Origin of the sequence: Flavobacterium sp. Leaf359, assembly GCF_001423985.1 — a bacterium.
Classification (GTDB): domain Bacteria; phylum Bacteroidota; class Bacteroidia; order Flavobacteriales; family Flavobacteriaceae; genus Flavobacterium; species Flavobacterium lindanitolerans.
On record NZ_LMPW01000010.1, the window covers coordinates 370,094 to 391,771 of the forward strand.

General features: G+C 37.4%; 24 protein-coding genes. 17 read left to right on the forward strand and 7 right to left on the reverse strand.

Annotated features, from left to right (window positions below; translation table 11 throughout):
• Positions 1-57 precede the first annotated feature (57 nt).
• From gcvH to ASG38_RS05940, 12 genes are all read left to right on the forward strand, one after another.
• Complete coding sequence (gcvH, locus tag ASG38_RS05885) at positions 58-438, forward strand: glycine cleavage system protein GcvH (protein ID WP_056068085.1); 381 nt, start codon at positions 58-60, stop codon at positions 436-438.
• Complete coding sequence (locus ASG38_RS05890) at positions 428-808, forward strand: VanZ family protein (RefSeq protein ID WP_056068087.1); 381 nt, start codon at positions 428-430, stop codon at positions 806-808. Before gcvH ends, ASG38_RS05890 begins: the two co-directional genes overlap by 11 nt.
• 44 nt (positions 809-852) lie before the next feature.
• The gene (gene deoC, locus ASG38_RS05895; protein ID WP_056068088.1) at positions 853-1,596 is read left to right on the forward strand and encodes a deoxyribose-phosphate aldolase; all 744 of its coding nucleotides are present in this window, start codon (positions 853-855) and stop codon (positions 1,594-1,596) included.
• A 17-nt stretch (positions 1,597-1,613) separates the two neighbouring features.
• Positions 1,614-3,716: a hypothetical protein gene (locus ASG38_RS05900; RefSeq protein ID WP_056068091.1), complete on the forward strand. Its 2,103-nt coding sequence runs from the start codon at positions 1,614-1,616 to the stop codon at positions 3,714-3,716.
• A gap of 91 nt (positions 3,717-3,807) precedes the next feature.
• Entirely contained in the window at positions 3,808-4,737 is a 930-nt protein-coding gene (cyoE, locus tag ASG38_RS05905) for a heme o synthase (protein ID WP_056068092.1), read from the forward strand.
• Positions 4,737-5,333 (forward strand): cytochrome c oxidase subunit 3, encoded by a 597-nt coding sequence (locus tag ASG38_RS05910; RefSeq protein WP_056068095.1) that lies wholly within the window; start codon positions 4,737-4,739, stop codon positions 5,331-5,333. Before cyoE ends, ASG38_RS05910 begins: the two co-directional genes overlap by 1 nt.
• Before the next feature lie 42 nt (positions 5,334-5,375).
• Entirely contained in the window at positions 5,376-6,407 is a 1,032-nt protein-coding gene (locus ASG38_RS05915) for a cytochrome c oxidase subunit 3 (protein ID WP_056068098.1), read from the forward strand.
• Between the two features lie 18 nt (positions 6,408-6,425).
• Positions 6,426-6,782, forward strand: coding sequence for a cytochrome C oxidase subunit IV family protein (locus ASG38_RS05920; protein WP_056068100.1), 357 nt, complete (start codon positions 6,426-6,428; stop codon positions 6,780-6,782).
• Positions 6,783-6,860: 78 nt separating this feature from the next.
• Entirely contained in the window at positions 6,861-7,532 is a 672-nt protein-coding gene (locus ASG38_RS05925; RefSeq protein ID WP_056068103.1) for a hypothetical protein, read from the forward strand.
• 4 nt (positions 7,533-7,536) lie between these two features.
• Entirely contained in the window at positions 7,537-8,274 is a 738-nt protein-coding gene (locus ASG38_RS05930) for an SCO family protein (RefSeq protein WP_056068105.1), read from the forward strand.
• A gap of 2 nt (positions 8,275-8,276) precedes the next feature.
• Positions 8,277-8,825 carry a DUF420 domain-containing protein gene (locus ASG38_RS05935; protein WP_056068108.1) on the forward strand — a complete coding sequence of 183 codons (549 nt, stop codon included), beginning with the start codon at positions 8,277-8,279 and terminating at the stop codon, positions 8,823-8,825.
• Positions 8,826-8,850: 25 nt separating this feature from the next.
• A complete protein-coding gene (locus tag ASG38_RS05940; protein ID WP_056068466.1) occupies positions 8,851-9,069 on the forward strand; it encodes a hypothetical protein in 219 nt (72 codons plus the stop codon).
• A gap of 11 nt (positions 9,070-9,080) precedes the next feature.
• On the opposite strand, the gene ASG38_RS05945 is transcribed toward ASG38_RS05940, so the two are convergent.
• Positions 9,081-10,478: a DUF4403 family protein gene (locus ASG38_RS05945; protein ID WP_056068111.1), complete on the reverse strand. Its 1,398-nt coding sequence runs from the start codon at positions 10,476-10,478 to the stop codon at positions 9,081-9,083.
• Between the two features lie 165 nt (positions 10,479-10,643).
• Here ASG38_RS05945 and ASG38_RS05950 point away from each other — a divergent pair, with 165 nt between their 5' ends.
• Genes ASG38_RS05950 through tsaB form a run of 3 tightly spaced genes read left to right on the forward strand, consistent with a single transcriptional unit; the run spans position 10,644 to position 14,068 of the window.
• On the forward strand, positions 10,644-12,086 hold the full coding sequence (locus tag ASG38_RS05950; protein WP_056068114.1) for a TolC family protein: 1,443 nt from the start codon (positions 10,644-10,646) through the stop codon (positions 12,084-12,086).
• 6 nt (positions 12,087-12,092) lie between these two features.
• A complete protein-coding gene (locus ASG38_RS05955; protein ID WP_056068116.1) occupies positions 12,093-13,409 on the forward strand; it encodes an efflux RND transporter periplasmic adaptor subunit in 1,317 nt (438 codons plus the stop codon).
• Positions 13,409-14,068: a tRNA (adenosine(37)-N6)-threonylcarbamoyltransferase complex dimerization subunit type 1 TsaB gene (gene tsaB / locus ASG38_RS05960; RefSeq protein ID WP_056068119.1), complete on the forward strand. Its 660-nt coding sequence runs from the start codon at positions 13,409-13,411 to the stop codon at positions 14,066-14,068. Before ASG38_RS05955 ends, tsaB begins: the two co-directional genes overlap by 1 nt.
• On the opposite strand, the gene ASG38_RS05965 is transcribed toward tsaB, so the two are convergent.
• The 5 genes from ASG38_RS05965 to ASG38_RS05985 all read right to left on the reverse strand — a co-directional run bounded on the left by ASG38_RS05965 (position 14,057) and on the right by ASG38_RS05985 (position 18,941).
• Positions 14,057-14,743 (reverse strand): hypothetical protein, encoded by a 687-nt coding sequence (locus ASG38_RS05965; RefSeq protein WP_056068122.1) that lies wholly within the window; start codon positions 14,741-14,743, stop codon positions 14,057-14,059. The genes tsaB and ASG38_RS05965 overlap by 12 nt on opposite strands.
• 35 nt (positions 14,744-14,778) lie before the next feature.
• The gene (locus ASG38_RS05970; RefSeq protein WP_056068125.1) at positions 14,779-15,588 is read right to left on the reverse strand and encodes a mechanosensitive ion channel family protein; all 810 of its coding nucleotides are present in this window, start codon (positions 15,586-15,588) and stop codon (positions 14,779-14,781) included.
• Positions 15,589-15,696: 108 nt separating this feature from the next.
• A complete protein-coding gene (locus ASG38_RS05975; protein WP_056068128.1) occupies positions 15,697-17,715 on the reverse strand; it encodes a thioredoxin domain-containing protein in 2,019 nt (672 codons plus the stop codon).
• A gap of 70 nt (positions 17,716-17,785) precedes the next feature.
• On the reverse strand, positions 17,786-17,986 hold the full coding sequence (locus ASG38_RS05980) for a dodecin family protein (protein WP_056068130.1): 201 nt from the start codon (positions 17,984-17,986) through the stop codon (positions 17,786-17,788).
• A 55-nt stretch (positions 17,987-18,041) separates the two neighbouring features.
• On the reverse strand, positions 18,042-18,941 hold the full coding sequence (locus ASG38_RS05985; protein WP_056068132.1) for a NifU family protein: 900 nt from the start codon (positions 18,939-18,941) through the stop codon (positions 18,042-18,044).
• Between the two features lie 346 nt (positions 18,942-19,287).
• On the opposite strand from ASG38_RS05985, the gene ASG38_RS05990 reads away from it, so the two are divergent.
• Together ASG38_RS05990 and ASG38_RS05995 are read left to right on the forward strand one after the other, a co-directional pair.
• Complete coding sequence (locus ASG38_RS05990) at positions 19,288-20,280, forward strand: type IX secretion system membrane protein PorP/SprF (protein WP_056068135.1); 993 nt, start codon at positions 19,288-19,290, stop codon at positions 20,278-20,280.
• A gap of 70 nt (positions 20,281-20,350) precedes the next feature.
• Positions 20,351-20,866, forward strand: coding sequence for a gamma carbonic anhydrase family protein (locus ASG38_RS05995; RefSeq protein WP_056068137.1), 516 nt, complete (start codon positions 20,351-20,353; stop codon positions 20,864-20,866).
• A gap of 11 nt (positions 20,867-20,877) precedes the next feature.
• Here ASG38_RS05995 and murI read toward each other — a convergent pair whose 3' ends face one another.
• Positions 20,878-21,657 (reverse strand): glutamate racemase, encoded by a 780-nt coding sequence (gene murI, locus ASG38_RS06000; protein ID WP_056068142.1) that lies wholly within the window; start codon positions 21,655-21,657, stop codon positions 20,878-20,880.
• Between the last annotated feature and the right edge of the window lie 21 nt (positions 21,658-21,678).

Genomic DNA, 21,678 nt, shown 5'->3' on the forward strand with positions numbered 1-21,678 from the left:
CGGAAAACATTTTAAAAATATATAAGTTAATAATACATTTGCCCAAAACAACAAACAATGAATATACCAGCAAATTTAAAGTATACGAAAGACCACGAATGGGTTAGCATAGATGGCGATGTTGCAACTGTAGGAATTACAGATTTTGCACAAAAAGAATTAGGAGATATCGTTTATGTAGAAGTTGAAACTTTAGACCAGACTCTTGATAAAGATGAAGTGTTTGGTACAGTAGAAGCCGTAAAAACAGTATCAGATTTATTCTTGCCGCTTTCAGGTGAAATTATTGAATTCAATGATACTCTCGAATCATCTCCGGAAAAAGTAAATACAGATCCGTATGGTGAAGGATGGATGGTGAAAGTAAAAATAGCTGATGCTTCTGAAGTAGAAGGATTATTGGATAGCGAAGCTTATAAAAACCTAATTGGAGCCTAACAAAAAAAGAATACTGTTTCTTGCCCTGGCGGTTTTTTGGACGATTTCCATTACGATTGCCTGTTTGGTAAGCATGTCAGAAGTTCCTGTCGTTAATGTAGACCAGGCCGATAAGATTGTGCATTTGTGTTTTTATGCTGTTTTTTCAATTCTTTGGTTTTTGTACCTAAGGACGAAAATCAGAAATACAAAAAAACTCTTTCTGTTTGTGTTTTTTCTTTCGGTTCTGTTTGGAATCCTGATTGAAATATGCCAGTCGCTTTTTACGGAAAGCCGGCAGGCAGACTTGAAAGATGTTATTGCTAATACGATTGGCGCACTCCTGGGATTGGCACTAATGGCAGTTTACAATAAAAGATTTAAAAATTAATCTGAAAATATCCCGCTTCGGTGGGATTTTTTTATTTTTATCATATGGATATCAAGCAATATTTAGATTCGACCTATTTAAAGACGCCGCAACAGGCAGGAATCAGTGAGGCAGAAAACGAAAAAATCGTCAGAAGCTTTGTTCAGGAAGCCATTGACGAAGGTTTTAAACTGATTATGATTCGTCCGGATATGGTGCATATGGCAAAACAAATGATTCTGAAAGCAGGCTCAAAAGTTTTGGTAGGAACCGTTATCGGATTTCCGGAAGGGAATTATTCTTTGGAGCATAAATTAGAAGAAGCTGAGAAAGCAATCAAAGACGGTGCTGATGAACTGGATTTTGTTTGCGATTATGAAGCGTTTAAAAGAGGCGATCTGGATTTGGTAAAAAAAGAAATACTGAAAGGAACCCAATTGGGATTGTCCAATCATAAAGTGGTAAAATGGATCATAGAGGTCGCGGCCCTGAATAGCCAGCAGATTATGCACCTGTCCTGTCTTGTGAAAAATGTGGTCATCTCTAATTTTGCTGAAGACAATTACGCATCGGTTTTTGTTAAATCGTCTACCGGATTCTATAAAACGGAGGATGGGCTTCCAAACGGCGCTACAGTTCCATCAATAATCATGATGTTGGAAAATGCATCACCACTTCCGGTAAAGGCGGCAGGCGGTGTCAGGACTTTTGAGGAAGCAAAGGAAATGATTCGCTTAGGAGTCAGAAGAATCGGAACTTCTTCCGCTAAAGCGATTGCAAACGGAGAAGCGGCAAATAACGATTACTAAAATCAGCAGGTCAATACATGAAAAAACTCCTAAAAATTGCCATCTTGCTTTTGTCTGTACATTCATGGGCGCAGAGTAACCGGGAAAGAGAGCAATTTCCTGTTTTTCCTAAATGCGAAGGGCAACAGTCTGAAAATCTGGAAGCCTGTTTTTATAACGAGCTTCAGGATTTCGTGTTTGCCAATTTCAAAGTGCCGCAGGAAACAACAGATAAAAATTACAAAGGCAGGGTAATCGTACTTTTTGAAGTCGATACGGCCGGAGTTTTTAAAGTACAGTATGTGGATGCTGTTGATGCTTCACTGGCTGAAGAAAGTAAACGGGTTTTTGGTCTCTTGCCAAAGATAAAACCAGCCACTTATAATGGTAATCCAACCTATTCGAAATACACAATCAGCATTAACATTCCTTTGGAAAAACAGGCGGCTGTTGTGGCAGAAGCTAAAAGGGAAAAAACAAATGCTGTTATAAAAGACAGAAGCAGGGAACTGACGGAATTTGATAGCATTGTTTACAAAAAGTTTGATAATCCCCAGCTTAAAAGCCATCTGAATATTCCATTTTCGCACAGCCTTTATGCTCAGTTTGACAGAGCTTTGAATCAGGTGGGGAGCAATAATCATACAGCCTCCAAACCTTATACTTATGCGGAAGTGTCCAGATATTATGATTTGGAACAAGCCAACAAAATGATTCAGAAAAACAAACAGGGGTGGTGGGGACGAAAACTCTGGAACGAAAATCTTGTGGCGATTCAGGGAGATGGCTATTGGTTCACGATGAACCCGATTTTGGATTTGCGAATGGGGAAAAGTGATCCGGGCAAGGCAGATTATACTTATCAGAATACCCGGGGTGTTCAGGTTCAGGGAGAAATTGGTAAAGAGCTAAGCTTTACTGCATCCATATATGAAAGTCAGGGGCGTTTTGCAGATTACTACAACAGATATGCCGAATCCATCAAGCCGTCAGGCGGTAATCCGGGAGTTATTCCCGGGATAGGAATTGCGAAGCGATTTAAGGAAGATGCTTATGATTTTCCAATGGCAGAGGCTAATATATCTTACACGCCAAGTAAATTCATTAACCTGCAATTAGGCTATGGAAGGAATTTTTTAGGTGATGGATACCGCTCTTTATTGCAAGGCGATGGAACAAGTCCGTATCCTTTTTTTAAAATCAACACTAATTTCTGGAAAATCAAATACACAAATACCTATATGTGGCTGAAAGACGTAAGGTCGGAAGCTACAGAAGACAATACCTATGCTACAAAATTCATGGCAAACCATTACCTGAGCTGGAATGTCACAAAAAGATGGAATCTCGGTTTTTTCGAATCAGTAGTATGGGCCAACCAGAACAATCGCGGTTTTGATGCCAGTTTCATTAATCCGATTATATTTTACAGAGCCGTAGAATTTTCATCATCTTCAAAAAGTGGTAATGCTCTTTTGGGTCTTACCTCAAAGTATAAATTCAGCAACCAGATCCAGTTGTATGGGCAATTCTTATTGGATGAATTTTCCATTGCCGATATGAAAGCCGGGGATCAAAGCTGGAAAAATAAATTCGGATACCAGCTTGGGGCAAAATATTTTGATGCTTTTAATATTGATAACCTGTTGTTGCAATTGGAGTACAATCATGTGCGTCCATACGTTTATGCTCATAGCAATCCTTTAACCAATTATGCGCATAGCAACCAGAGTATGGGGCACCAATGGGGTGGTAACTTTAAAGAATTTATAGCCGTAGCCAGATATTTTAAAGGAAGATGGTTTGCAGATGCAAAACTTACCTACGGAAAAAGAGGGCTTGATTTCGATACGGAAGAAAATAGCTTTAATTACGGTGGCAATATCTATAAAAATTATGGGGAAGGAAGACCTTTTGATACCGGTGTTAAAACGGGTCAGGGAAATGAAACCACAATTCTTATTGCCGATTTACAGGCAGGCTACCTGGTTAATCCGGCCACAAACCTGAAATTTTTTGCGGGACTGATTTACAGAAACTTTAATCCGAATGTAGATACCCCAACAGCTTTTAAAGAAGATACGACATGGTTTTCAATAGGTTTAAGAGCCGATCTTTTTAACTGGTATTTTGATTATTAATTCGGTTTTCGCAAAACCTGCGTTTTTTGTGATTTGTTTTTTGTGATTTTCTTTCCGAACCAGTATCTTTGCGCAAGATTTCAAAATCCAAATGAAAGCAGCATTGAGCACTACAGCAAATAACTTCTCTTTAAAATCCCTGTATATTGATTTCAGAGAAATCACCAAGGCAAGATTGGCGGTTAGCGTAGTTTTTTCTTCTATAGCCGGCTACCTGCTGGGCTTTGATGATGCGCATCCATTCAAATGGCTCACTTTGTTTATGCTTGCCGTTGGAGGCTACTGCATGGTGGGGGCGTCAAATGCTTTCAATCAAATTATAGAAAAAGATCTGGATGTTTTGATGGATAGGACCAAAAATCGTCCTGTGCCGTCCGGAAGAATGACAGTAAACACGGCTTTTATTATTGCTTGTGTCCTGACAATAATCGGTTTGGTAATCCTTTACAATATCAATCCTAAAACCGCCATGTTTGGCGCAATTTCTATTTTTCTTTATACGAGCGTCTACACGCCGTTAAAAACCAAAACCCCATTATCTGTTTTTGTGGGAGCTTTTCCCGGAGCCATCCCTTTTATGTTAGGATGGGTTGCAGCCACAGATGATTTCGGAATCGAAGCAGGAACACTTTTCCTTATTCAGTTTTTCTGGCAATTCCCTCATTTTTGGGCTATTGGATGGTTTTTGTTTGATGACTACAAAAAAGCAGGATTCTTTATGCTCCCAACAGGAAAAAAAGATAAAACCACAGCAACCCAAATTATATTGTATACAGTCTGGGTGATTGTGGCCTCATTGCTTCCGGCATTCTTCCCGTTGATAGGTCTTGTTGGAAGTAAATTGCAGCTAAGTCCAATTGCAGCGGTTGTTGTATTGCTGTTAGGGATTTGGATGTTGGTTTATGCAGTGAAATTGTATAAATCCCGTGAAGCAAAAGCGGCACGAACACTAATGTTGGTGAGCGTGTCTTACATTACCCTGCTGCAGATTGTATATATAGCAGATAAATTTTTACGATAATGGAAATGACGATAAAAGGAATGACAGCTAACGAGCATAAAGAAAGAAAAGCAAGATCATACAAACTGATTTTGTGGTTTGCAATGATTAGCATGACAATGATGTTTGCCGGATTAACCAGTGCTTATGTTGTGAGTGCTTCAAGACCGGACTGGTTAAAAGATTTTGACCTGCCAAGCGCATTTTATGCCAGTACTGCTGTAATCGTAATCAGCAGTCTGACATTTCATTTTGCAAAAAAAGCAATTCAAAAAGATAACAGAAGCCTGACGACTTCGCTTTTGCTTGTGACTTTAGCGTTAGGATTGCTTTTCGTTTTTCTGCAGTTTGAAGGGTTTAACCAAATGATTGCTATGGGGCTTAATCCTACAGGACCAACAAGTACAGTAACTACTTCTTTTATCTATGTAGTCGTATTGGTTCACTTTGCCCACCTTTTTGGGGGTCTGATATCGCTTTTAATCATAATTTATAATCATTTTAAACAAAAATACAATTCAGGTCAAACCCTTGGAATAGAGCTAGGTGCGATGTTTTGGCACTTTCTGGACTTTCTGTGGTTGTATTTGTTTTTATTTTTATATTTCTTTAAATAAGAAAAAAACGTAAATTTGGGAACTTTTTAACTAAATAACTTTATGGGATCTACTGTTACTACTGCAAATAGTGAAGGTAAAATTTGGGGAGGCGGCAACGAGCCTATGGGAATTAATTATGGCAAAATGATGATGTGGTTTTTCATCGTGTCTGATGCCTTAACATTCTCTGGATTTCTTGCTGCATACGGTTTTTCAAGATATAAATTCATTGAAACTTGGCCTTTGGCGGATGAAGTTTTCAATCACTTTCCATTTATGCACGGTGTGGATGCTCCGATGTACTATGTGGCATTAATGACCTTTATTCTTATTTTCTCATCTGTAACGATGGTATTGGCAGTTGATGCCGGCCACCAGATGAAAAAACAAAAAGTTGCAATCTATATGTTCCTTACCATTATTGGTGGTGGAATCTTCTTGGGTTCTCAGGCTTGGGAATGGAAAAACTTCATCAAAGGAGAATATGGAGCTGTTGAAACTAAAGGAGGAAGCATTCTGCAATTTGTAGATGCAACTACAGGAAAAAGAGTAAAGCTTTCTGATGTGGCAATTCCGCTTCATGAAGAAAGAGAGCAGTTGACAAGAAATAAAGGATTCTGGTTTTCAAAAGAAAGCACATTGCCAACTTATTCTGTAAACGAAGTAGTAGAAGGATTCAAGGCTAACCCTAACATATTGGTTAGAACTGAAGCGATTTACCACCCGTCTATGGCGAAAAATGTTGGAGTTCACCCTGAATTGAACAAATCAACTCACAAACACAAAACAATCTTAACAAGAGAAGAGTCTCTGAAAAGATTAGCTGATGTTCACTATGTTGTTGAAGGAGCTAACCTGGTTAGAAACGAATACGGTCAAAAATTATTTGCTAACTTCTTTTTCTTTATCACTGGTTTCCACGGTTTCCACGTATTTACAGGGGTTTTAATCAACGTGTTGATTTTCCTTAATGTGGTTTTGGGAACTTATGAAAAAAGAAGAAGCTACGAAATGGTTGAGAAGGTTGGACTTTACTGGCACTTTGTCGATTTAGTTTGGGTATTTGTATTTACATTCTTCTACTTAGTTTAATTTTTAGAGATTATTATTATGGCACACGCACACGAGCACGTTTCTAATACGAAAAGAATTTGGATGGTTTTTGGAATACTATCTGTTGTAACTATTATAGAAGTTGCATTTGGTATATACAAACCGGCTATTTTGCACGATACTTTGTTTCTTCAGATGAATCTGCTTAACTGGATGTTCATTGGATTGACAATATATAAGGCATATTATATCGTTTGGGCATTCATGCACCTTGAAGGCGAGAAAAGTAATCTTAGGTGGAGTATTGTGGCACCTTTAGTATTCTTAATTATCTATTTAGTGTTCATCTTACTAGTTGAAGGTAATTATGTTTTTGATGTGTTCAAGAGTTCTCAGATAAAATGGAATTTTTAACAGCATATTAAATCACAAAAAAAGACGGTATTACACCGTCTTTTTTTATTTTTGCACTGCAATAACTTCTACATTACAATGAAAAAAAATATAGTCCTTTTCGTGCTGTTTATACTTCCAATCGTAGCTTATCTTTTCTTTGCTTCCGGTATTAACAGTTTCGCAAAACTTCCGACTATAACTGAAAAAATTCCCGACCTGAAATGGAAAACTGCCGACGGTCAAAGCATCACTCTTGATAATAAAATTACTATTTTGGGTTTTACAGGAAGTAAGGTGCTTTACAACGAAGGGAATTTTTTTAACCTGAACCAAAAAATTTACAATAAGAATAAAAACTTCAAGGATTTTCAGTTTGTCATGATCGCCCCAAAAGGGAGCGAAGGCGAAGTGAAGGAACTGATGGGGAAACTCAAACCGATTGCTGAAGATAAAGATATTTCAAAATGGATTTTTGTATTTGCTGCTCCGCAGGAAATCAGGGAATATTATTCGAAATTGAATCTGGTAGGACAGCTTGATGAAAATGCCGGAACAGCAAATGTCTATATCGTTGATAAGGCAAGGAACCTGAGAGGCAGAAAAGGAAAGAACCTGGAAGGTAAAGAAGAATATAAAGAAGGGTACAATACTATTTCTGCGGCCGATTTACATAACGAAATGAGTGATGATGTGAAAATCATCCTGTACGAATACAGGGCTGCCTTGAAAAAGAACAACCCTAAAACGGAAATGAAAAGAAAAATTTAATACGATGAAAAATAAATCATACATCGGAATTTCGTTTATTATTCTGGTTTTTGGAATCTATGCCATTCCAAAAATTATTGACAGGGTAAAAAATAATGATGTTTCTGTACAGGACAGATTAAACGTTCCGGCAAAGGAAAAAAAATCGGAAGAAGCTAAAAATCTGGTTAAGATTGGAAACGCTCCGCAATTTAGCCTAACAGACCAAAACGGGAAAACCATATCCAACAAAGATTATGAAGGAAAGGTTTATGTAGTAGAATTTTTCTTCTCTACCTGTCCGACTATCTGTCCGGTGATGAACCAGAACATGCGCATGATTGAAGATGAGTTTGGAAAGAATAAAAATTTCGGAATTGCTTCCTTTACTATAAACCCTGTAAACGATACGCCGGAAGTTTTAAAGGAGCATGCAAAACAATTGGGAGTAACTTCTCCTAACTGGCATTTCCTGACCGGCGACCAGGAGTATATTTATAAAATTGCCAATAAAGGATTCAATATTTATGCCGGCGAAAGTAAAAAAGAGGGCGATGCCGGATTTGAACATTCGGGTTACTTTGCCTTGGTTGATAAAAAAGGAAACATCCGAAGCAGAAAAGATAAATCAGGAAATCCTATCATATTCTATACGGGACTCAACTATAAAGACAAGGAAGGTTTTCAGGATGACCTGCAAGGGAAATACAAACCGGGCATTCATGCCATCAAAGAAGATATTGCAATTTTATTAGAAGAATAATTATGGATAACAATCTGAATGCTGTTGAACTGAAATATAGAAAGTGGATTATTGTTTTGTCAATAGCCATCCCTCTTGTTGTAGCTATCCTTTTTGGTGTAAAGCTAAAGGATTTCGGATATGACGTCAAACCGTTATCATTCCTGCCGCCAATTTATGCTGCTATCAACGGAGTTACCGCTGTGCTTTTGGTTGCGGCTGTTATGGCAGTTAAGAACGGAAAAAGAAAATTGCATGAAAATTTAATGAAAACGGCTATCGCGTGCTCGGTAGCGTTTTTAGGGATGTATGTAGCCTACCATATGACTGCTGAAAGTACTCCTTATGGTGGCGAAGGAATATCCAGATACATTTACTTTTTTATATTGCTCACACATATTCTTTTGTCGATAATCATTATTCCTTTTGTTCTTATAACCTATGTAAGAGCTTTGGCAGAACGATTCGATAAACACAGAAAACTGGCAAGAATAACCTATCCTATGTGGCTCTATGTGGCTGTTACAGGTGTTATAGTCTATCTAATGATTTCTCCTTATTATGCGCATTAAAAACTGCCTGAATAAAACTCTTTCGATGAAATGGGTGTTTCCGTTTTTAGCACTGTTTCTGCTTTCTTTAGATGCTAATGCGCAATGTGCCATGTGTCGTGCCGTTTTGGAAACGGAAGAAGGGGGAATCAAGGCCGAAGCGGTCAATGACGGAATAGTATATTTGATGGTGATTCCTTATATCCTGGTTGGTATTTTGGGATTTGCCATTTATAGAATGAAAACAAAAAAAAAGCCTGAATAATCAGGCTTTTTTTATTTCAATCCGTCTATACTAACATCCACTTTTCCATTCACGGTAATAAATGCAATGATGGCCTTGTTCGTGAGCTGAATCTTTTTGAATTCGATTCCTTCAATATTCCCGTTCACAAAAACACCCGGCATAGGAGAATAATTCTTTAGATAATTCATCATATTCTTTTTGCCTTCCTCAAGATTAGGCTTGATAGAGTAGCGGCAGCTTTCCTGCATCTTTCTCAATACCATTCCGGAAGCCAGCCAGTTCGCTGTTCTGATAAGCTTGTCTTTAGTGTCCAGTACATAATCCAGCTGGTCAAAATAGATTTCTTTGGTCGCATCATTATATTGCGGATAGCCGGAAAGATAAATGGTTCCCGTAACCGAACCTAATAAATCCAGGGCAATAATCATTTTGTTGTTTTTTTGCCAGATGTCTACCTTTTTTACGGTCACTTTTCTTTTTCCGGAACCAAACTCCTGTCCCTGGAAATTTTTTGTCATCAATTTTGAAGCATCCTGATAGGTTGAGATAGCAGCAATATTAGCGGAAATATAATCCGGCATTTTGGTTACCGGTTTTAATACGATTTTATCCCTGTCGAGTTTGTTTTTTGGTTGTTGTCCTACGATGGTTTCCATGTTGCACTTCAATCCCATCTCAAAAGAAACCATGTCTTTCTGGAGCTTGGAATTGGTCGCATATAGTTCTATCGGCACAATGCGCAGCCAGGAATCATAGGTTTCGCTCATTTGAAACGGCGTACATATTTTTTCCAAAGCGTCTAACACGTTAGGCTTAAAATCCATTGACTTTTTAATCGCTTCATCCAGATTATTCTCTATTTTGGATTTGAAAAGGCGAATGGCAGGATTTATCAGGTAGGTAATGGCTACGTTTTTACCTGCAATTACAATAGTCGGGCTTTCGTTCCATTCCAATGACTTTATAGAAGTATCGGTGTTCATCTTCCAGTTGGTAAGCCCAACGTCGCTTATCAGTGTAATAACACCATTCATGTTGATTTCGCGCGTATCGTATAGTTTTATTCCTAACCTGTCAATACCGTATCGGTAATGGATGTTGATTTTTAAAGGAAGTACGGTCTTGATTTTTCCTTTCTCTTCGGAAATTTTTATGTCGCCCAGTTTCCAGACTTTCATCTGTATGTCGTCATCTTCAATGTTTTTATCTTCATAGATAACATCATTCAGCAACTTATTCGTTTGACTTTCGATGTCCTTCAGCTTTATTTTTACCGGAAGGTTGATAAATGATGTCGAGTTTTCATAAACCAGAGGCAAAGCATTGTCAGGCTCCGGTTTTAAAGCCTCTATTTTCTTTGTGGTGGCACAGCTGCTCACCAGTAGTAAGGTTAGTAATGAGATTGATAGGCTAAAATATTTACCCATGTCTTTAACGATTTAATTTCGAAGTAAATGTAAATTTATTTTTTAATATCTTTTCTAAAAAAATCTGTAACAGTTTCCCCATTTAAAAGTCTAATAATTTTATTAAGTGAGTAAAAAGGCTAAATTTGTATTGCAATAACTTGCCCATATTGTACGTAATTATTTATGAAAAAAACATTCGTCAGTAAAATTATTTTGATTTTTGCCTTGTTCTCAGGGCTCGCATCAAATGCTCAGGCAAAAAAATGGACTTTGCAGGAGTGCGTGCAATATGCATTAGATAACAATATTTCTATCAAACAAGCCGATTTAGACAGTCAGGTTGCTGAAATTGACAAAAAAGATGCCTTTGGGAATTTTTTGCCAAGCATTAACGGTAGTGCTGTCCATTCCTGGAACATTGGTCTGAACCAGAACATTACAACCGGTTTGCTAGAAAACCAGACGGTGCAGTTTACCTCTGCCGGACTAAATGCTAACATTGATATTTACAGAGGCCTGCAAAACATAAACAGGATGAAGAAAGCGAGGCTTTCTATCATTGCGGCGCAATACAAGCTGTCTAAGATGAAAGACGATGTTTCCCTGAATGTAGCCAATGCCTTTTTACAGATTCTTTTCAATAAGGAAAACCTGAAAGTTCAGAAAGAACAACTACAAAACAACGAAAAGCAAAAGGAAAGAACCAAAGCATTAGTTGATGCGGGTTCTGTTCCGAGAGGTGATTTGCTGGATATAGACGCTACAGTAGCCAGCAGTCAACAGGCGGTAATCGTGGCAGAAAACACACTGCTTATCTCTAAATTGAGTCTGGCGCAGTTGCTGCAGATTGAAGATTTCCAGAATTTTGATATTCAGGACAACGACTATGAAGTAAGAGAAAGTGAAGTAATGCTGCAATCGCCTTCTGCCATCTTTGAAAAGGCAAAGGAAGAAAGAGCCGAACTTAAAATCGCCAAAGCAAATCTGGATATAGCAGAAAAAGACGTACAGATTGCAAGAGGTGCCTATCAGCCAAGTCTGCAAGGTTTTTATAGCTTTAGTACCAGGGCTTCCTATTCAGACAGGATTGTTGATTATAATCTTAATGCACAAAACCCTACAAGGGTGATAGGAGTTGTTGAAGGTACGAACCAGAATGTGGTTACACAAAATCTTTCTCCCATTTTAGGAAAACCGGCGCCTATTTTTGACCAGTTTAGCGATAATAAAGGACATTCTTTCGGTTTCCAATTGAATATCCCAATATTAAACGGATTATCTGCAAGAAACAATGTAGAACGTTCAAAGGTGGCTTTGGAACGCTCAAGAACATTATACAGCCAGCAGGAACTGGATTTGGAACGAAATGTTTATACTGCTTTTACAGATGCCAAAGGTGCCTTGAAATCATATGAATCGGCATTGGTGGCATTAGAAGCAAGAACAGAAGCGTTTAATTACGCAAAAGAAAAGTTTGAAGTCGGATTAATGAATGCTTTTGAGTTGAACCAGGCCCAGACACTGTATGTGAATGCGCAATCGGAAGTCCTGAGGACAAAATTCGATTATATCTTCAGAGTGAAAGTTTTAGAATTTTATTTCGGCATACCTATCCAAAAACAATAAGTTATTATGAAAAAGAAGACTGTTTATTATATGTTAGGAGGAGCTATTCTTCTGATAATTGTTTTGTTAATGCTTTCAAAAGCAGGCATTCTGGGAAATAAAGAAAAAGGGAAAGAGATAGAGGTTGCCCAGGTAGATGCCATGACGATTATTGAAACAGTTTCTGCAACAGGAAAAATCCAGCCCGAAATTGAAGTAAAGATATCTTCTGAAGTATCAGGAGAAATTATTGACCTGCCTGTAAAAGAAGGTCAGGTGGTGAAAAAAGGCGACTTGTTGGTTCGAATCAATCCGGATTTGTACACTTCGGGACTTAACCGTTCTGTAGCGAGCCTTTCCGGAACTAAAGCCGGATTAAGCCAGGCCGATGCGCAGTTCAAAGAAGCAAAGGCAAATTACGAAAGAAATAAGACGCTTTTTGAAAAAGGAATAATCTCAAAATCGGATTGGGACAAGGCCGTTTCTTCTTATGAAGTGGCCCAGGCTACAAAACAATCGGCCTATTACAATGTTCAGAGTGCTTCGGCAACGGTAAATGAAGCCAGAGATAATTTAGGAAGAACAACAATTTATTCGCCAGCCGACGGTACAATTTCTTCATTAGGTGTAGAATTGGGAGAAAGAGTATTGGGAACACAACAAATGACCGGTACAGAACTTTTAAGGGTGGCAAACCTTAACAATATGGAAGTGGAAGTAGATGTAAACGAAAATGATATTGTTAAGATTAATGTTGGTGATTCTGCGAAAGTAGAAGTTGATGCCTATCTTAAAAAAGAATTCAGGGGAATTGTGACCAGTATTTCAAATTCTGCCAGTACGGCTCTGACTGCTGATCAGGTAACCAATTTTAAAGTAAAAGTAAGAATCTTGAAAGAATCATATGCAGATTTGCTGGAAGGCAAACCGGCTAATTTTTCTCCTTTCAGACCAGGAATGACAGCAACGGTAGATATTATCACAAAAAGAAAAGAGAATGTCTTATCGGTTCCTATTAGTTCTGTCGTAGTAAAATCAGATACTTCCGCTACTGCAAAGCCGGTAGTCGTAAAATCAAAAGATGACCAGAACAATAACCAAAAGGCTCCAAAATCAGACAAGAAGTTTGAATGCGTTTTTGTAAAAGAAGGCGATAAGGCCAAGCTTAGGGTTATAAAAACGGGAATTCAGGATGATACTAATATTGAGATTTCATTAGGTTTGAAAAAAGGGGATATTGTTATTGTAGGTCCTTATGCTACAGTAACCAAAGATTTGAATTCCGGAGATTTGGTATATGTGAAGAAAGATGATAAAGCTAAAAAAGATAAGCCTAAAAAATAATGTCCTATATACTCAATATTGAAACAGCTACAAAAAACTGTTCGGTAAGTATTGCCAAAGAAGGGAAAACGCTTTTTTGCAAAGAAATGTCAGAACAGGGTTTTTCACATGCAGAGAAACTTCATGTTTTTATTGCGGAATCTCTTGAGGCATTAATGATTGATTTTTCAGATTTGGCTGCCATAGCTGTAAGTCAGGGACCGGGTTCCTATACAGGGCTAAGAATAGGTGTTTCTGCGGCAAAAGGGCTGTGTTACGCCCTGAATATCCCACTAATAGCAATTGATACTTTAGAAATAGTAGCCAGACAGCTTACGGTTTCTGACGGATTGATTATCCCTATGATTGATGCCAGAAGAATGGAGGTTTATGATGCCATTTTTGACAGCCAACATACTAAAATACGCGAAACCAAAGCAGAAATCATTACTGAAGATGTTTTTGCAGATTTTGAAGGAACCATTCATCTTTTGGGTGATGGCGCAATGAAATGTGCAGAAATATTAAACAACAGCAGATTTTTGTATCATCCGGAGATTATCTATCCTTCTGCCAAAGAAATGAGCGGCCTTTCTTTTGATAAGCATAAAAAAAGCGACATCGTAGATGTCGCTTACTTTGAACCTTTCTATCTGAAAGATTTTATATTACATAAGTGAGTTAATGAATTTTCCTAACTGATTAAGGTCAGCATCTTCAGAAAATGAAATTTTATTTTCCTTGATGAAAGATGCAATTTCTTTTTCTTTTTCCGGTACTATAGAAACGATTGCTTTCTTCTTTAAAGGCAAAGTTTTTATTTCTGAGTCACCTATTTTGAAGAAATACTCATCTTTTGCTTTTTTGTAAGTAGCTGGCTGATATGTGTCGTATCCGGAAGCAGGATGCACTTCAGGCTTAAGGTATACTACTTCAGATTTGTAAATCTTTACTTTCGGATTATTGCTTATCAATTTCAAATAGCCTTGTTTTTTTTCTCCTTTTTCGTTTGTGTATTCTACATATTCATAAGAAGTAGCACTGTTTGTCATGTTGATTGTCATGTTTAACTCAGAAGGCAAAATTTTAACTTCGTTATTTATGCTTACTTCTATGTCATCTGTATAAGCATTATGCCTAACCAGAATGATTTCATTTGAACCAGCGATTTTAGCAGGTAAGAAACTTTCGTTGAAGTACTTTGATCCGGCAGTTTTGTCAGCTGCATTTTTATCTGCGAATCTTCTTTCGTTAGTAACAATGTCATTAACTGTTTGTTGCGCATTAATTTGCGCTTCAGCAAAATTTGAAAATAATGCTGTGAGAGAAATGCTTAAAAAAAGTATTTTTTTCATGTTTTTAAATTATTAATTATAGTTTTTAGTTTTTATTATGTAGTTGCTTTAATAAGCGGATTTTTTTCTGTCTTTTCTAACTCGGTCAATATTTGCTCCAATACATCAGAACTCATATTCCCAAAATTTTCATTCTTGGCCCATGGTCTTACTACCAAATTTATGCCATTGTCTGTTAAATCACTGACAATTATAGCAGGAGCCGGATTCTTTAACACTTGCGGATGTTTTTTCATAATATCCATTATCGTGTCTTTTACCTGTTTTATATCGGCTTCATAGTTTATCTTGACAATTAAATCAGCCCTTCTGTTATTGTTTTGGGAAAAATTCTTGATTTTATTATTTGAAAGTATCCCGTTTGGTATATAGACTATCTGATTGGATGCCGTCAACAGCTTGGTCGTAAAAATCTGAATTTCCAAAACTTTCGCTGTTTCTCCCTGCGCCTCAATCGTATCCCCAACCCTAAAAGGCTTGAATAATATGATAAGCACGCCTCCTGCGAAATTAGAAAGCGATCCTTGTAGGGATAATCCAATGGCAAGACCGGCGGCTCCCAGAATAGCAACAAATGACGATGTTTCGACTCCAAGCTGTGAGATAAATGCCACAAATAGCAATACTCTCAATACCCAAATCAAGATATTTGCTAAGAACGTAGTGAGCGTCGGTTCAAGATTTCGACTGATCATTATTTTTGTGGCTAGACGGTTTAAAAGCCGTATTCCCCACAAACCTGCAAAAAGTAGTAAGAAAGCGGATACCAGTTTAGGGGAATAATCCACCAAAATTGTAATAATGCGATCTGTAAAAGTTTCTATTTTTTGGGCGTCAATCAACATCCTCAGACACAATTTTTTTTAAAGAGTCAAATCTAATAATTTAAAAAATAAATTTTTGTTAAATTTTAAACAATTAATAGTTTTTGCTATACAATTTTATGATACGTATTAACTTTTTATGGCATTTAGTATGGAAATTATGTCTTCTAACGGCTGTTCACAGGTTTTATTTTGACATAAGTAGAATAAATCTTTTCCTTTTTCAAATCGAGCTTTTAAGAAAGGAAGTTCTGACGGTTTGTGAGTTCCTGCTAACACAACATTGGGGAGGTATTCTTTTTGTAGTAAAAGAATATTTTCCAAGGCGTTTTCTCCACAGACAGCTAGTTCCTTATTGCTGTCTGAAAAGTTTAAGAAAGCATGCAGCCAATTTGAGAAAGCAGATGGATAGTCTATGTTTGGAAGAATATGGTTCAGCATTTTTTGAGCTACTGCTTCATAGTATGAATTTTCAAAGTAAATGCCCAGTTTATAAAGATTATTGGCCATGGCAGAATTGGAAGCTACAATCACATTGTCTTCCAGTTCGAAATGTTTTGTAATCAGTGCAGTATCTATATCAGAAGTAAAGGTGAAAAAGCCACTGGCCGGTTCATAAAAATGGTCAAAGCAATAATCTGTCAGCTGCCTGGAATTTTGGAGCCATTTTCCATCAAGAGTAGTTTCATAAAGGCTGATAAATGCTTCAATTACGAAGCAATAATCTTCAAGATAGCCATTAATCGTGTTTTTGCCATTTTTATGGTTGTGAAGCAGATTTCCTTCGGACGTCCAAAGATTCTCAATGATAAAATCAGCATTTTTCAGGGCAATGTCTAAATAGCTTTTGTTTCCTATCGCTTTATAGGCATCAACGAATCCTTTTAGCATTAATGCGTTCCATGAAGTAAGGCATTTGTCGTCCAATCGGGGTTTTTTCCTTTTTTCCCTTGAAGCGTAGAGCAATTTTTCCCAGTTTTCTTTTTTGTTTTGTAATTCAATAACCTCTAAATTGAAGCGTTGAGCAATTGTTTCCAATGACTCGGATTGAATCAAAACATAGTTGCCGTTTTCCCAATAGCCAAAATCATTTATATTGAAAACAATAGCAAACAGTTCAAAATCTTCTCCTACTATAGTTCTCAGTTCTTCTTTATTCCAGACATAGTAAGCACCTTCTTCCAAGTGTCCTTGTGCGGTAAGACTATCTGCATCCAATGCCGAATAAAAGCCTCCGTTTGGAGCAGTAAGCTCTTTTGAAATAAAGGATAATGTTTTTTCGATGGTTTTCTTATATAAAGGATTGTGGGTAAGTCTGTAAGCTTCTGAATATAAAGAAACCAGCTGTCCGTTATCATAAAGCATTTTTTCAAAGTGCGGTACATGCCATTTCATATCGACAGAATAGCGTGAAAAACCACCGCCCACTGTGTCGAATAATCCTCCGTAAGCCATTCTTGTAAGTGTCAGGTTCACAAATTCAGATAATTCGGAGTCCTTATTTTGATAGGCATAACGCAACAGGAAAGAATAATTGCTAGGCATCATGAATTTTGGAGCTCTGCTGTATCCGCCAAATTCCAAATCAAAGCTTTTTTTCCATTTTTCAACAAGTGCTTTAAGATTATCAGCGTCAAAGTTGGCATTATTGTCGGGTTGCTGCACCAGGCTGATGGGATTGATTCCCTGATGTAATTTTTCTGCATAGTCCAGCATTTTTTCAGGGGCAGACAAATAAAGCTGCTGCAGTTGTTCGAGTGTGTCCATCCATTCTTCTTTTCTGAAATAGGTTCCTCCCCATACAGGTCTGCCATCAGGCAGACACACTACGTTCATAGGCCAGCCTCCGCGACCGGTCATAATCTGGACGGCTTTCATATAAACCGCATCAATATCCGGTCTTTCTTCTCTGTCGACTTTGATATTGATGAAGCTTCTGTTCATTACCGCCGCTGCCGCCGTATCTTCAAAAGTTTCGTGTTCCATGACATGGCACCAATGGCAGGCGGAATAGCCCACGCTAACAATTATTAGTTTGTTGGTTTCTTTAGCCAGTTCTAAAGATTTTGGGTTCCAGGCTTTCCAATGTACGGGATTGTTGGCATGTTGCAGCAGGTAAGGGCTGGTTTCAAATTGCAGTTCATTCATGGGTAAGATTCTAAATTATAAAAAAAGCGTTCCGATTTCGAAACGCTTAAATGTAAAATGATTTGAGTGTTTATTCTAACTCGAAGGTAAGTTTTAAAGTTACCCTAAATTCTTTAACCGATCCGTTTTCCACGGTAGCACTTTGGTCCTGGACATAAACCGATTTTATGTTTTTTAAAGTTTTTGATGCTTTTGAAACGGCCTTCCTGGTGGCGTCTTCCCAGCTCGTATCTGAGCTTGAAAGAATCTCAATTACTTTTAATACTGACATAATTTGCTAGTTTTAAGTTGTTTATCCAATAAAGATAGCAAAAAATTGTCGTTTTCTAGCCGTTTAACGCCTCTACTTTTATATCCTGATCGTTTAACATGTCCTTCAGCATGTTTTCAATGCCGCTTTTAAGCGTGAAGGTTGAGGACGGACATCCGCTGCAGGCACCTTGCAATACCACTTTTACACGTTTGTCATTTTCATCGTAAGAATCGAAAAGAATATTACCTCCATCAGCAGCTACAGCCGGTTTTACATATTCTTCAAGAATATTTATGATTTGCTGTGAAGTAGTATCCAGATTATCGAAATTTTCAATCTTCTGTTTTTCAACTTTTGGATTTAGAGCGGCAATGCTTTCATCAATGACAATACCTCCGTTTTCAATAAATTCTTTGATGAAGCTTCTTAGTTCATAAGTAATATCCTGCCACTCTTTTACGGCATATTTCGTTACCGAAATATAATTTTCGTCTATAAAAACTTCTTTAACATAAGGGAACTTGAACAGTTCTAACGCTAAAGGAGAAGCAGCAGCCTCGTCAATGTTTTTGAATTCCATTGCGGTTTTGGTCATCATTCGGCTGCCAACAAATTTTTGCACTGCAGGGTTAGGTGTGCTTTCCGCATAAACAGTCAGGGGCTGTTTGGTTACTTTTTTCTCAACAATGTTTAAGATTTGTCCGCCTTTGTTGACAAAATTTTCGATTTGCTCGGCTACGGCTTCTTTTACATCATCCCATTCTACAATATTATAGCGTTGAATGGCGATGAAATTTCCGGAAATATATACAGCCTTTACAAAAGGAAGGTAAAATAATTGTTGGGCAAGGGGAGAGTCTTTTGCCTCATCTATATTTTTGAATTCAAAATTTTCATTTTGTGTAATAAAATCAGGCAATTCAAACTTTAGAATTGTCGGATTTTGGGTCTCTTTTATAGTAACATTTATCATTGGAATCTTATTTTGGGCAAATTTAACAAAGAAATTTTCGGCGAAATGTTATATTTGATTTTTTATAGAATAAATTAACAGTTCTTTCGTTTTTGTTTAACACCCAGACATTATTGAGGCCAATAGATTTTTTAAGAGCTTCTTGATTTTTTTCTTAAAGTTTTTATAAAAAGTGATTATAATATTAACGAATTAGTATACGAACCTAACACAAAAATTTATATATTTGACCGCTACGAAAAATTACTCAATCAAATCAGCACGCCTGTTTAATAAGGTAATCTAGGATTAGCAGTTTTTTTTGAATAATAATTAAGAGCGTTTTTCATTAATAAAGATAGACCCCATGAATTTTAAAAAGAGGTATTTAGCATTATTATTGTTATTGTCACAAATATCGTTTTCACAAGAAGGAATTGCCGTTTATTCAGATTATTTATCCGATAACTATTACTTGATTCACCCTTCTATGGCGGGTGCTGCAAATTGTGCTAAATTACGTTTAACAGCTCGCCAGCAATGGTTTGGACAGGATGATGCTCCGGCTTTGCAGACTTTGAGCTTTAACGGAAGAATAGGAGAACAATCAGGTGTGGGTATCATACTTTTTAATGACAGAAACGGTTACCACTCACAGGTAGGAGGAAAGATTACTTATGCTCACCATATCATGTTTTCAAGAGGTGATTATGATTTGAACCAGTTATCTTTTGGTATGAGTGCCGGATTAGTGCAGAGTAAATTGGATGAATCAGAATTTGAAGGATTCGATCCTATTGTTGTGGGAGGGGTTTACCAAAAAGATTCTTATTTCAATGTTGATTTCGGAGCTTCCTATAACTATTTGGATTTTTATGCGCACTTCACCGTTAAAAATGCGGTTGCAAATATCAGAAGAGAAATCTATACAGATTACGAATCGGATAACTTAAGGAAATATTTATTCAGTGCCGGATATGTTTTTGGAGATCCGGACAGACTTCAATGGGAACCATCTTTCCTGTTCCAATATGTTGATGAAACGAAAGAGAAATCAATCGACGTAAACTTAAAAGTATACAAAGATTTAGATTTTGGAAAGCTTTGGGGAGGTTTATCCTATAGAAGAAGCTTTGACGGAGCACAATATCTTGATGGTAACAGTGTTTCAGATCAAAAACTACAATACATTACCCCAATCGTGGGCTTAAATTATAAAAACTTTATGGTTGCTTATACCTATTCTCATTTGACAGGAGATGTGAAGTTTGATAACGGAGGTTTTCACCAAATCACTTTAGGTCTGAATTTATTCTGTAAGAGAGAGAAATGGGATTGTAACTGTCCTGCTGTTAATTAATTATTTTAAAGTTGATATTAATTCTGTCCCGATAATTGCGATGCTTTATCGGGACTCTTTTTTATATGCTATGCTGATAAAAACTGTAAATGGTAAAAGCCCTTCCATTCCTGAGGACTGTTATGTGGCTGAAAATGCAACAATTATTGGAGATGTTACTTTTGGAGCTTCCTGCAGTGTTTGGTTTAATGCCGTGGTGAGAGGCGATGTGCATTATATTAAAATTGGAAATAAAGTAAATATCCAGGACGGGGCAGTCATACACTGTACCTATCAAAAGCATCCGACGGAAATAGGAAATAATGTGTCAATTGGACATAACGCCATCGTGCATGGATGCAAAGTGCATGACAACGTTTTGATTGGAATGGGCGCCATTGTAATGGATAATTGCATTATTGAAAGCAATTCTATTATTGCAGCCGGAGCAGTAGTAACACAAAATACAGTGGTTGAATCCGGAACCATCTATGCAGGAGTGCCTGCTAAGAAAGTAAAAGACATTAATAAGTCTGACTTCGCTGGTGAAATTGAGCGTATTTCCAATAATTACGTGATGTATTCAGGTTGGCTGAAGGACGAGTAGTCTTTTCAGGTTTAAAAGTCTTTCTGAATAACAGGATATTTGTTTTCCAAAATACTTTTCAAAACTTTTGGATCGGAGTTGGTGTAAAACAATGTGCTGTGTTCTCCGGCAGCCGTATTAAGCCCGATTTTTTCCTCAAGCACTTTATAGGTTTGGCGGGCTACCGCTTCACCCGAATCAATAATTTTGATATGGTGTGGCAGGATTTCCTTGATTTGAGGAATAAGGTAAGGATAGTGGCTGCAACCTAAAACCAGGTAATCGATGTTGGCTTCAATCATTGGCGTTAGATAGGTTTTTAATAGCGAAGTCATTTCGTCAGAATGCATCTCGCCATCTTCAATTAGTTTGACTAAATTATAGCCTACCTGTTCGATGATATTGGTGTCCTGGAACTGTTCGGCGGTTTTATTGAAAAGCTCGCTGTTAAGCGTTCCTTTGGTAGCTAGAATTCCTATGGTTTGTGTTCGGGAATTATTGGCAGCCGGTTTTATGGCCGGTTCTATTCCAATAAATGGAACGTCGTATTTGGCCCTTAATTCCTTAATTGCATTTGTAGTGGCCGTATTGCATGCTACTACAATAATCTTGGCATTCTGGTTTAAAAGGTATTCGGTATTTTTAATGCTCAAAGCAATAATCTCATCTTTTGTTTTTTGGCCATAAGGCGCATTTTTACTATCGGCAAGATAGATAGTGTTTTCGTTGGGCATTAATTGGTGGATTTCCTTCCAGATGGATGTTCCGCCTATTCCGGAGTCAAAAAGTCCTATTGGGTTTGAGTTTATCATAAAAACAAAAGTAAAAAAAAA

What these genes read in the sequence shown, in the direction of transcription:
- ASG38_RS05935 (WP_056068108.1), top strand. Translation starts at nt 8,277, where the DNA reads ATGGATAACAATCTGAATGCTGTTGAACTGAAATATAGAAAGTGGATT.
- ASG38_RS05970 (WP_056068125.1), bottom strand. Translation starts at nt 15,588, where the DNA reads ATGTTGATTGACGCCCAAAAAATAGAAACTTTTACAGATCGCATTATT.
- ASG38_RS05975 (WP_056068128.1), bottom strand. Translation starts at nt 17,715, where the DNA reads ATGAATGAACTGCAATTTGAAACCAGCCCTTACCTGCTGCAACATGCC.
- ASG38_RS05980 (WP_056068130.1), bottom strand. Translation starts at nt 17,986, where the DNA reads ATGTCAGTATTAAAAGTAATTGAGATTCTTTCAAGCTCAGATACGAGC.
- deoC (WP_056068088.1), top strand. Translation starts at nt 853, where the DNA reads ATGGATATCAAGCAATATTTAGATTCGACCTATTTAAAGACGCCGCAA.
- ASG38_RS05930 (WP_056068105.1), top strand. Translation starts at nt 7,537, where the DNA reads ATGAAAAATAAATCATACATCGGAATTTCGTTTATTATTCTGGTTTTT.
- gcvH (WP_056068085.1), top strand. Translation starts at nt 58, where the DNA reads ATGAATATACCAGCAAATTTAAAGTATACGAAAGACCACGAATGGGTT.
- ASG38_RS05910 (WP_056068095.1), top strand. Translation starts at nt 4,737, where the DNA reads ATGGAAATGACGATAAAAGGAATGACAGCTAACGAGCATAAAGAAAGA.
- murI (WP_056068142.1), bottom strand. Translation starts at nt 21,657, where the DNA reads ATGATAAACTCAAACCCAATAGGACTTTTTGACTCCGGAATAGGCGGA.
- ASG38_RS05925 (WP_056068103.1), top strand. Translation starts at nt 6,861, where the DNA reads ATGAAAAAAAATATAGTCCTTTTCGTGCTGTTTATACTTCCAATCGTA.
- ASG38_RS05965 (WP_056068122.1), bottom strand. Translation starts at nt 14,743, where the DNA reads ATGAAAAAAATACTTTTTTTAAGCATTTCTCTCACAGCATTATTTTCA.
- ASG38_RS05990 (WP_056068135.1), top strand. Translation starts at nt 19,288, where the DNA reads ATGAATTTTAAAAAGAGGTATTTAGCATTATTATTGTTATTGTCACAA.
- ASG38_RS05995 (WP_056068137.1), top strand. Translation starts at nt 20,351, where the DNA reads ATGCTGATAAAAACTGTAAATGGTAAAAGCCCTTCCATTCCTGAGGAC.
- ASG38_RS05985 (WP_056068132.1), bottom strand. Translation starts at nt 18,941, where the DNA reads ATGATAAATGTTACTATAAAAGAGACCCAAAATCCGACAATTCTAAAG.
- ASG38_RS05955 (WP_056068116.1), top strand. Translation starts at nt 12,093, where the DNA reads ATGAAAAAGAAGACTGTTTATTATATGTTAGGAGGAGCTATTCTTCTG.
- tsaB (WP_056068119.1), top strand. Translation starts at nt 13,409, where the DNA reads ATGTCCTATATACTCAATATTGAAACAGCTACAAAAAACTGTTCGGTA.
- ASG38_RS05945 (WP_056068111.1), bottom strand. Translation starts at nt 10,478, where the DNA reads ATGGGTAAATATTTTAGCCTATCAATCTCATTACTAACCTTACTACTG.
- ASG38_RS05900 (WP_056068091.1), top strand. Translation starts at nt 1,614, where the DNA reads ATGAAAAAACTCCTAAAAATTGCCATCTTGCTTTTGTCTGTACATTCA.
- cyoE (WP_056068092.1), top strand. Translation starts at nt 3,808, where the DNA reads ATGAAAGCAGCATTGAGCACTACAGCAAATAACTTCTCTTTAAAATCC.
- ASG38_RS05940 (WP_056068466.1), top strand. Translation starts at nt 8,851, where the DNA reads ATGAAATGGGTGTTTCCGTTTTTAGCACTGTTTCTGCTTTCTTTAGAT.
- ASG38_RS05915 (WP_056068098.1), top strand. Translation starts at nt 5,376, where the DNA reads ATGGGATCTACTGTTACTACTGCAAATAGTGAAGGTAAAATTTGGGGA.
- ASG38_RS05950 (WP_056068114.1), top strand. Translation starts at nt 10,644, where the DNA reads ATGAAAAAAACATTCGTCAGTAAAATTATTTTGATTTTTGCCTTGTTC.
- ASG38_RS05920 (WP_056068100.1), top strand. Translation starts at nt 6,426, where the DNA reads ATGGCACACGCACACGAGCACGTTTCTAATACGAAAAGAATTTGGATG.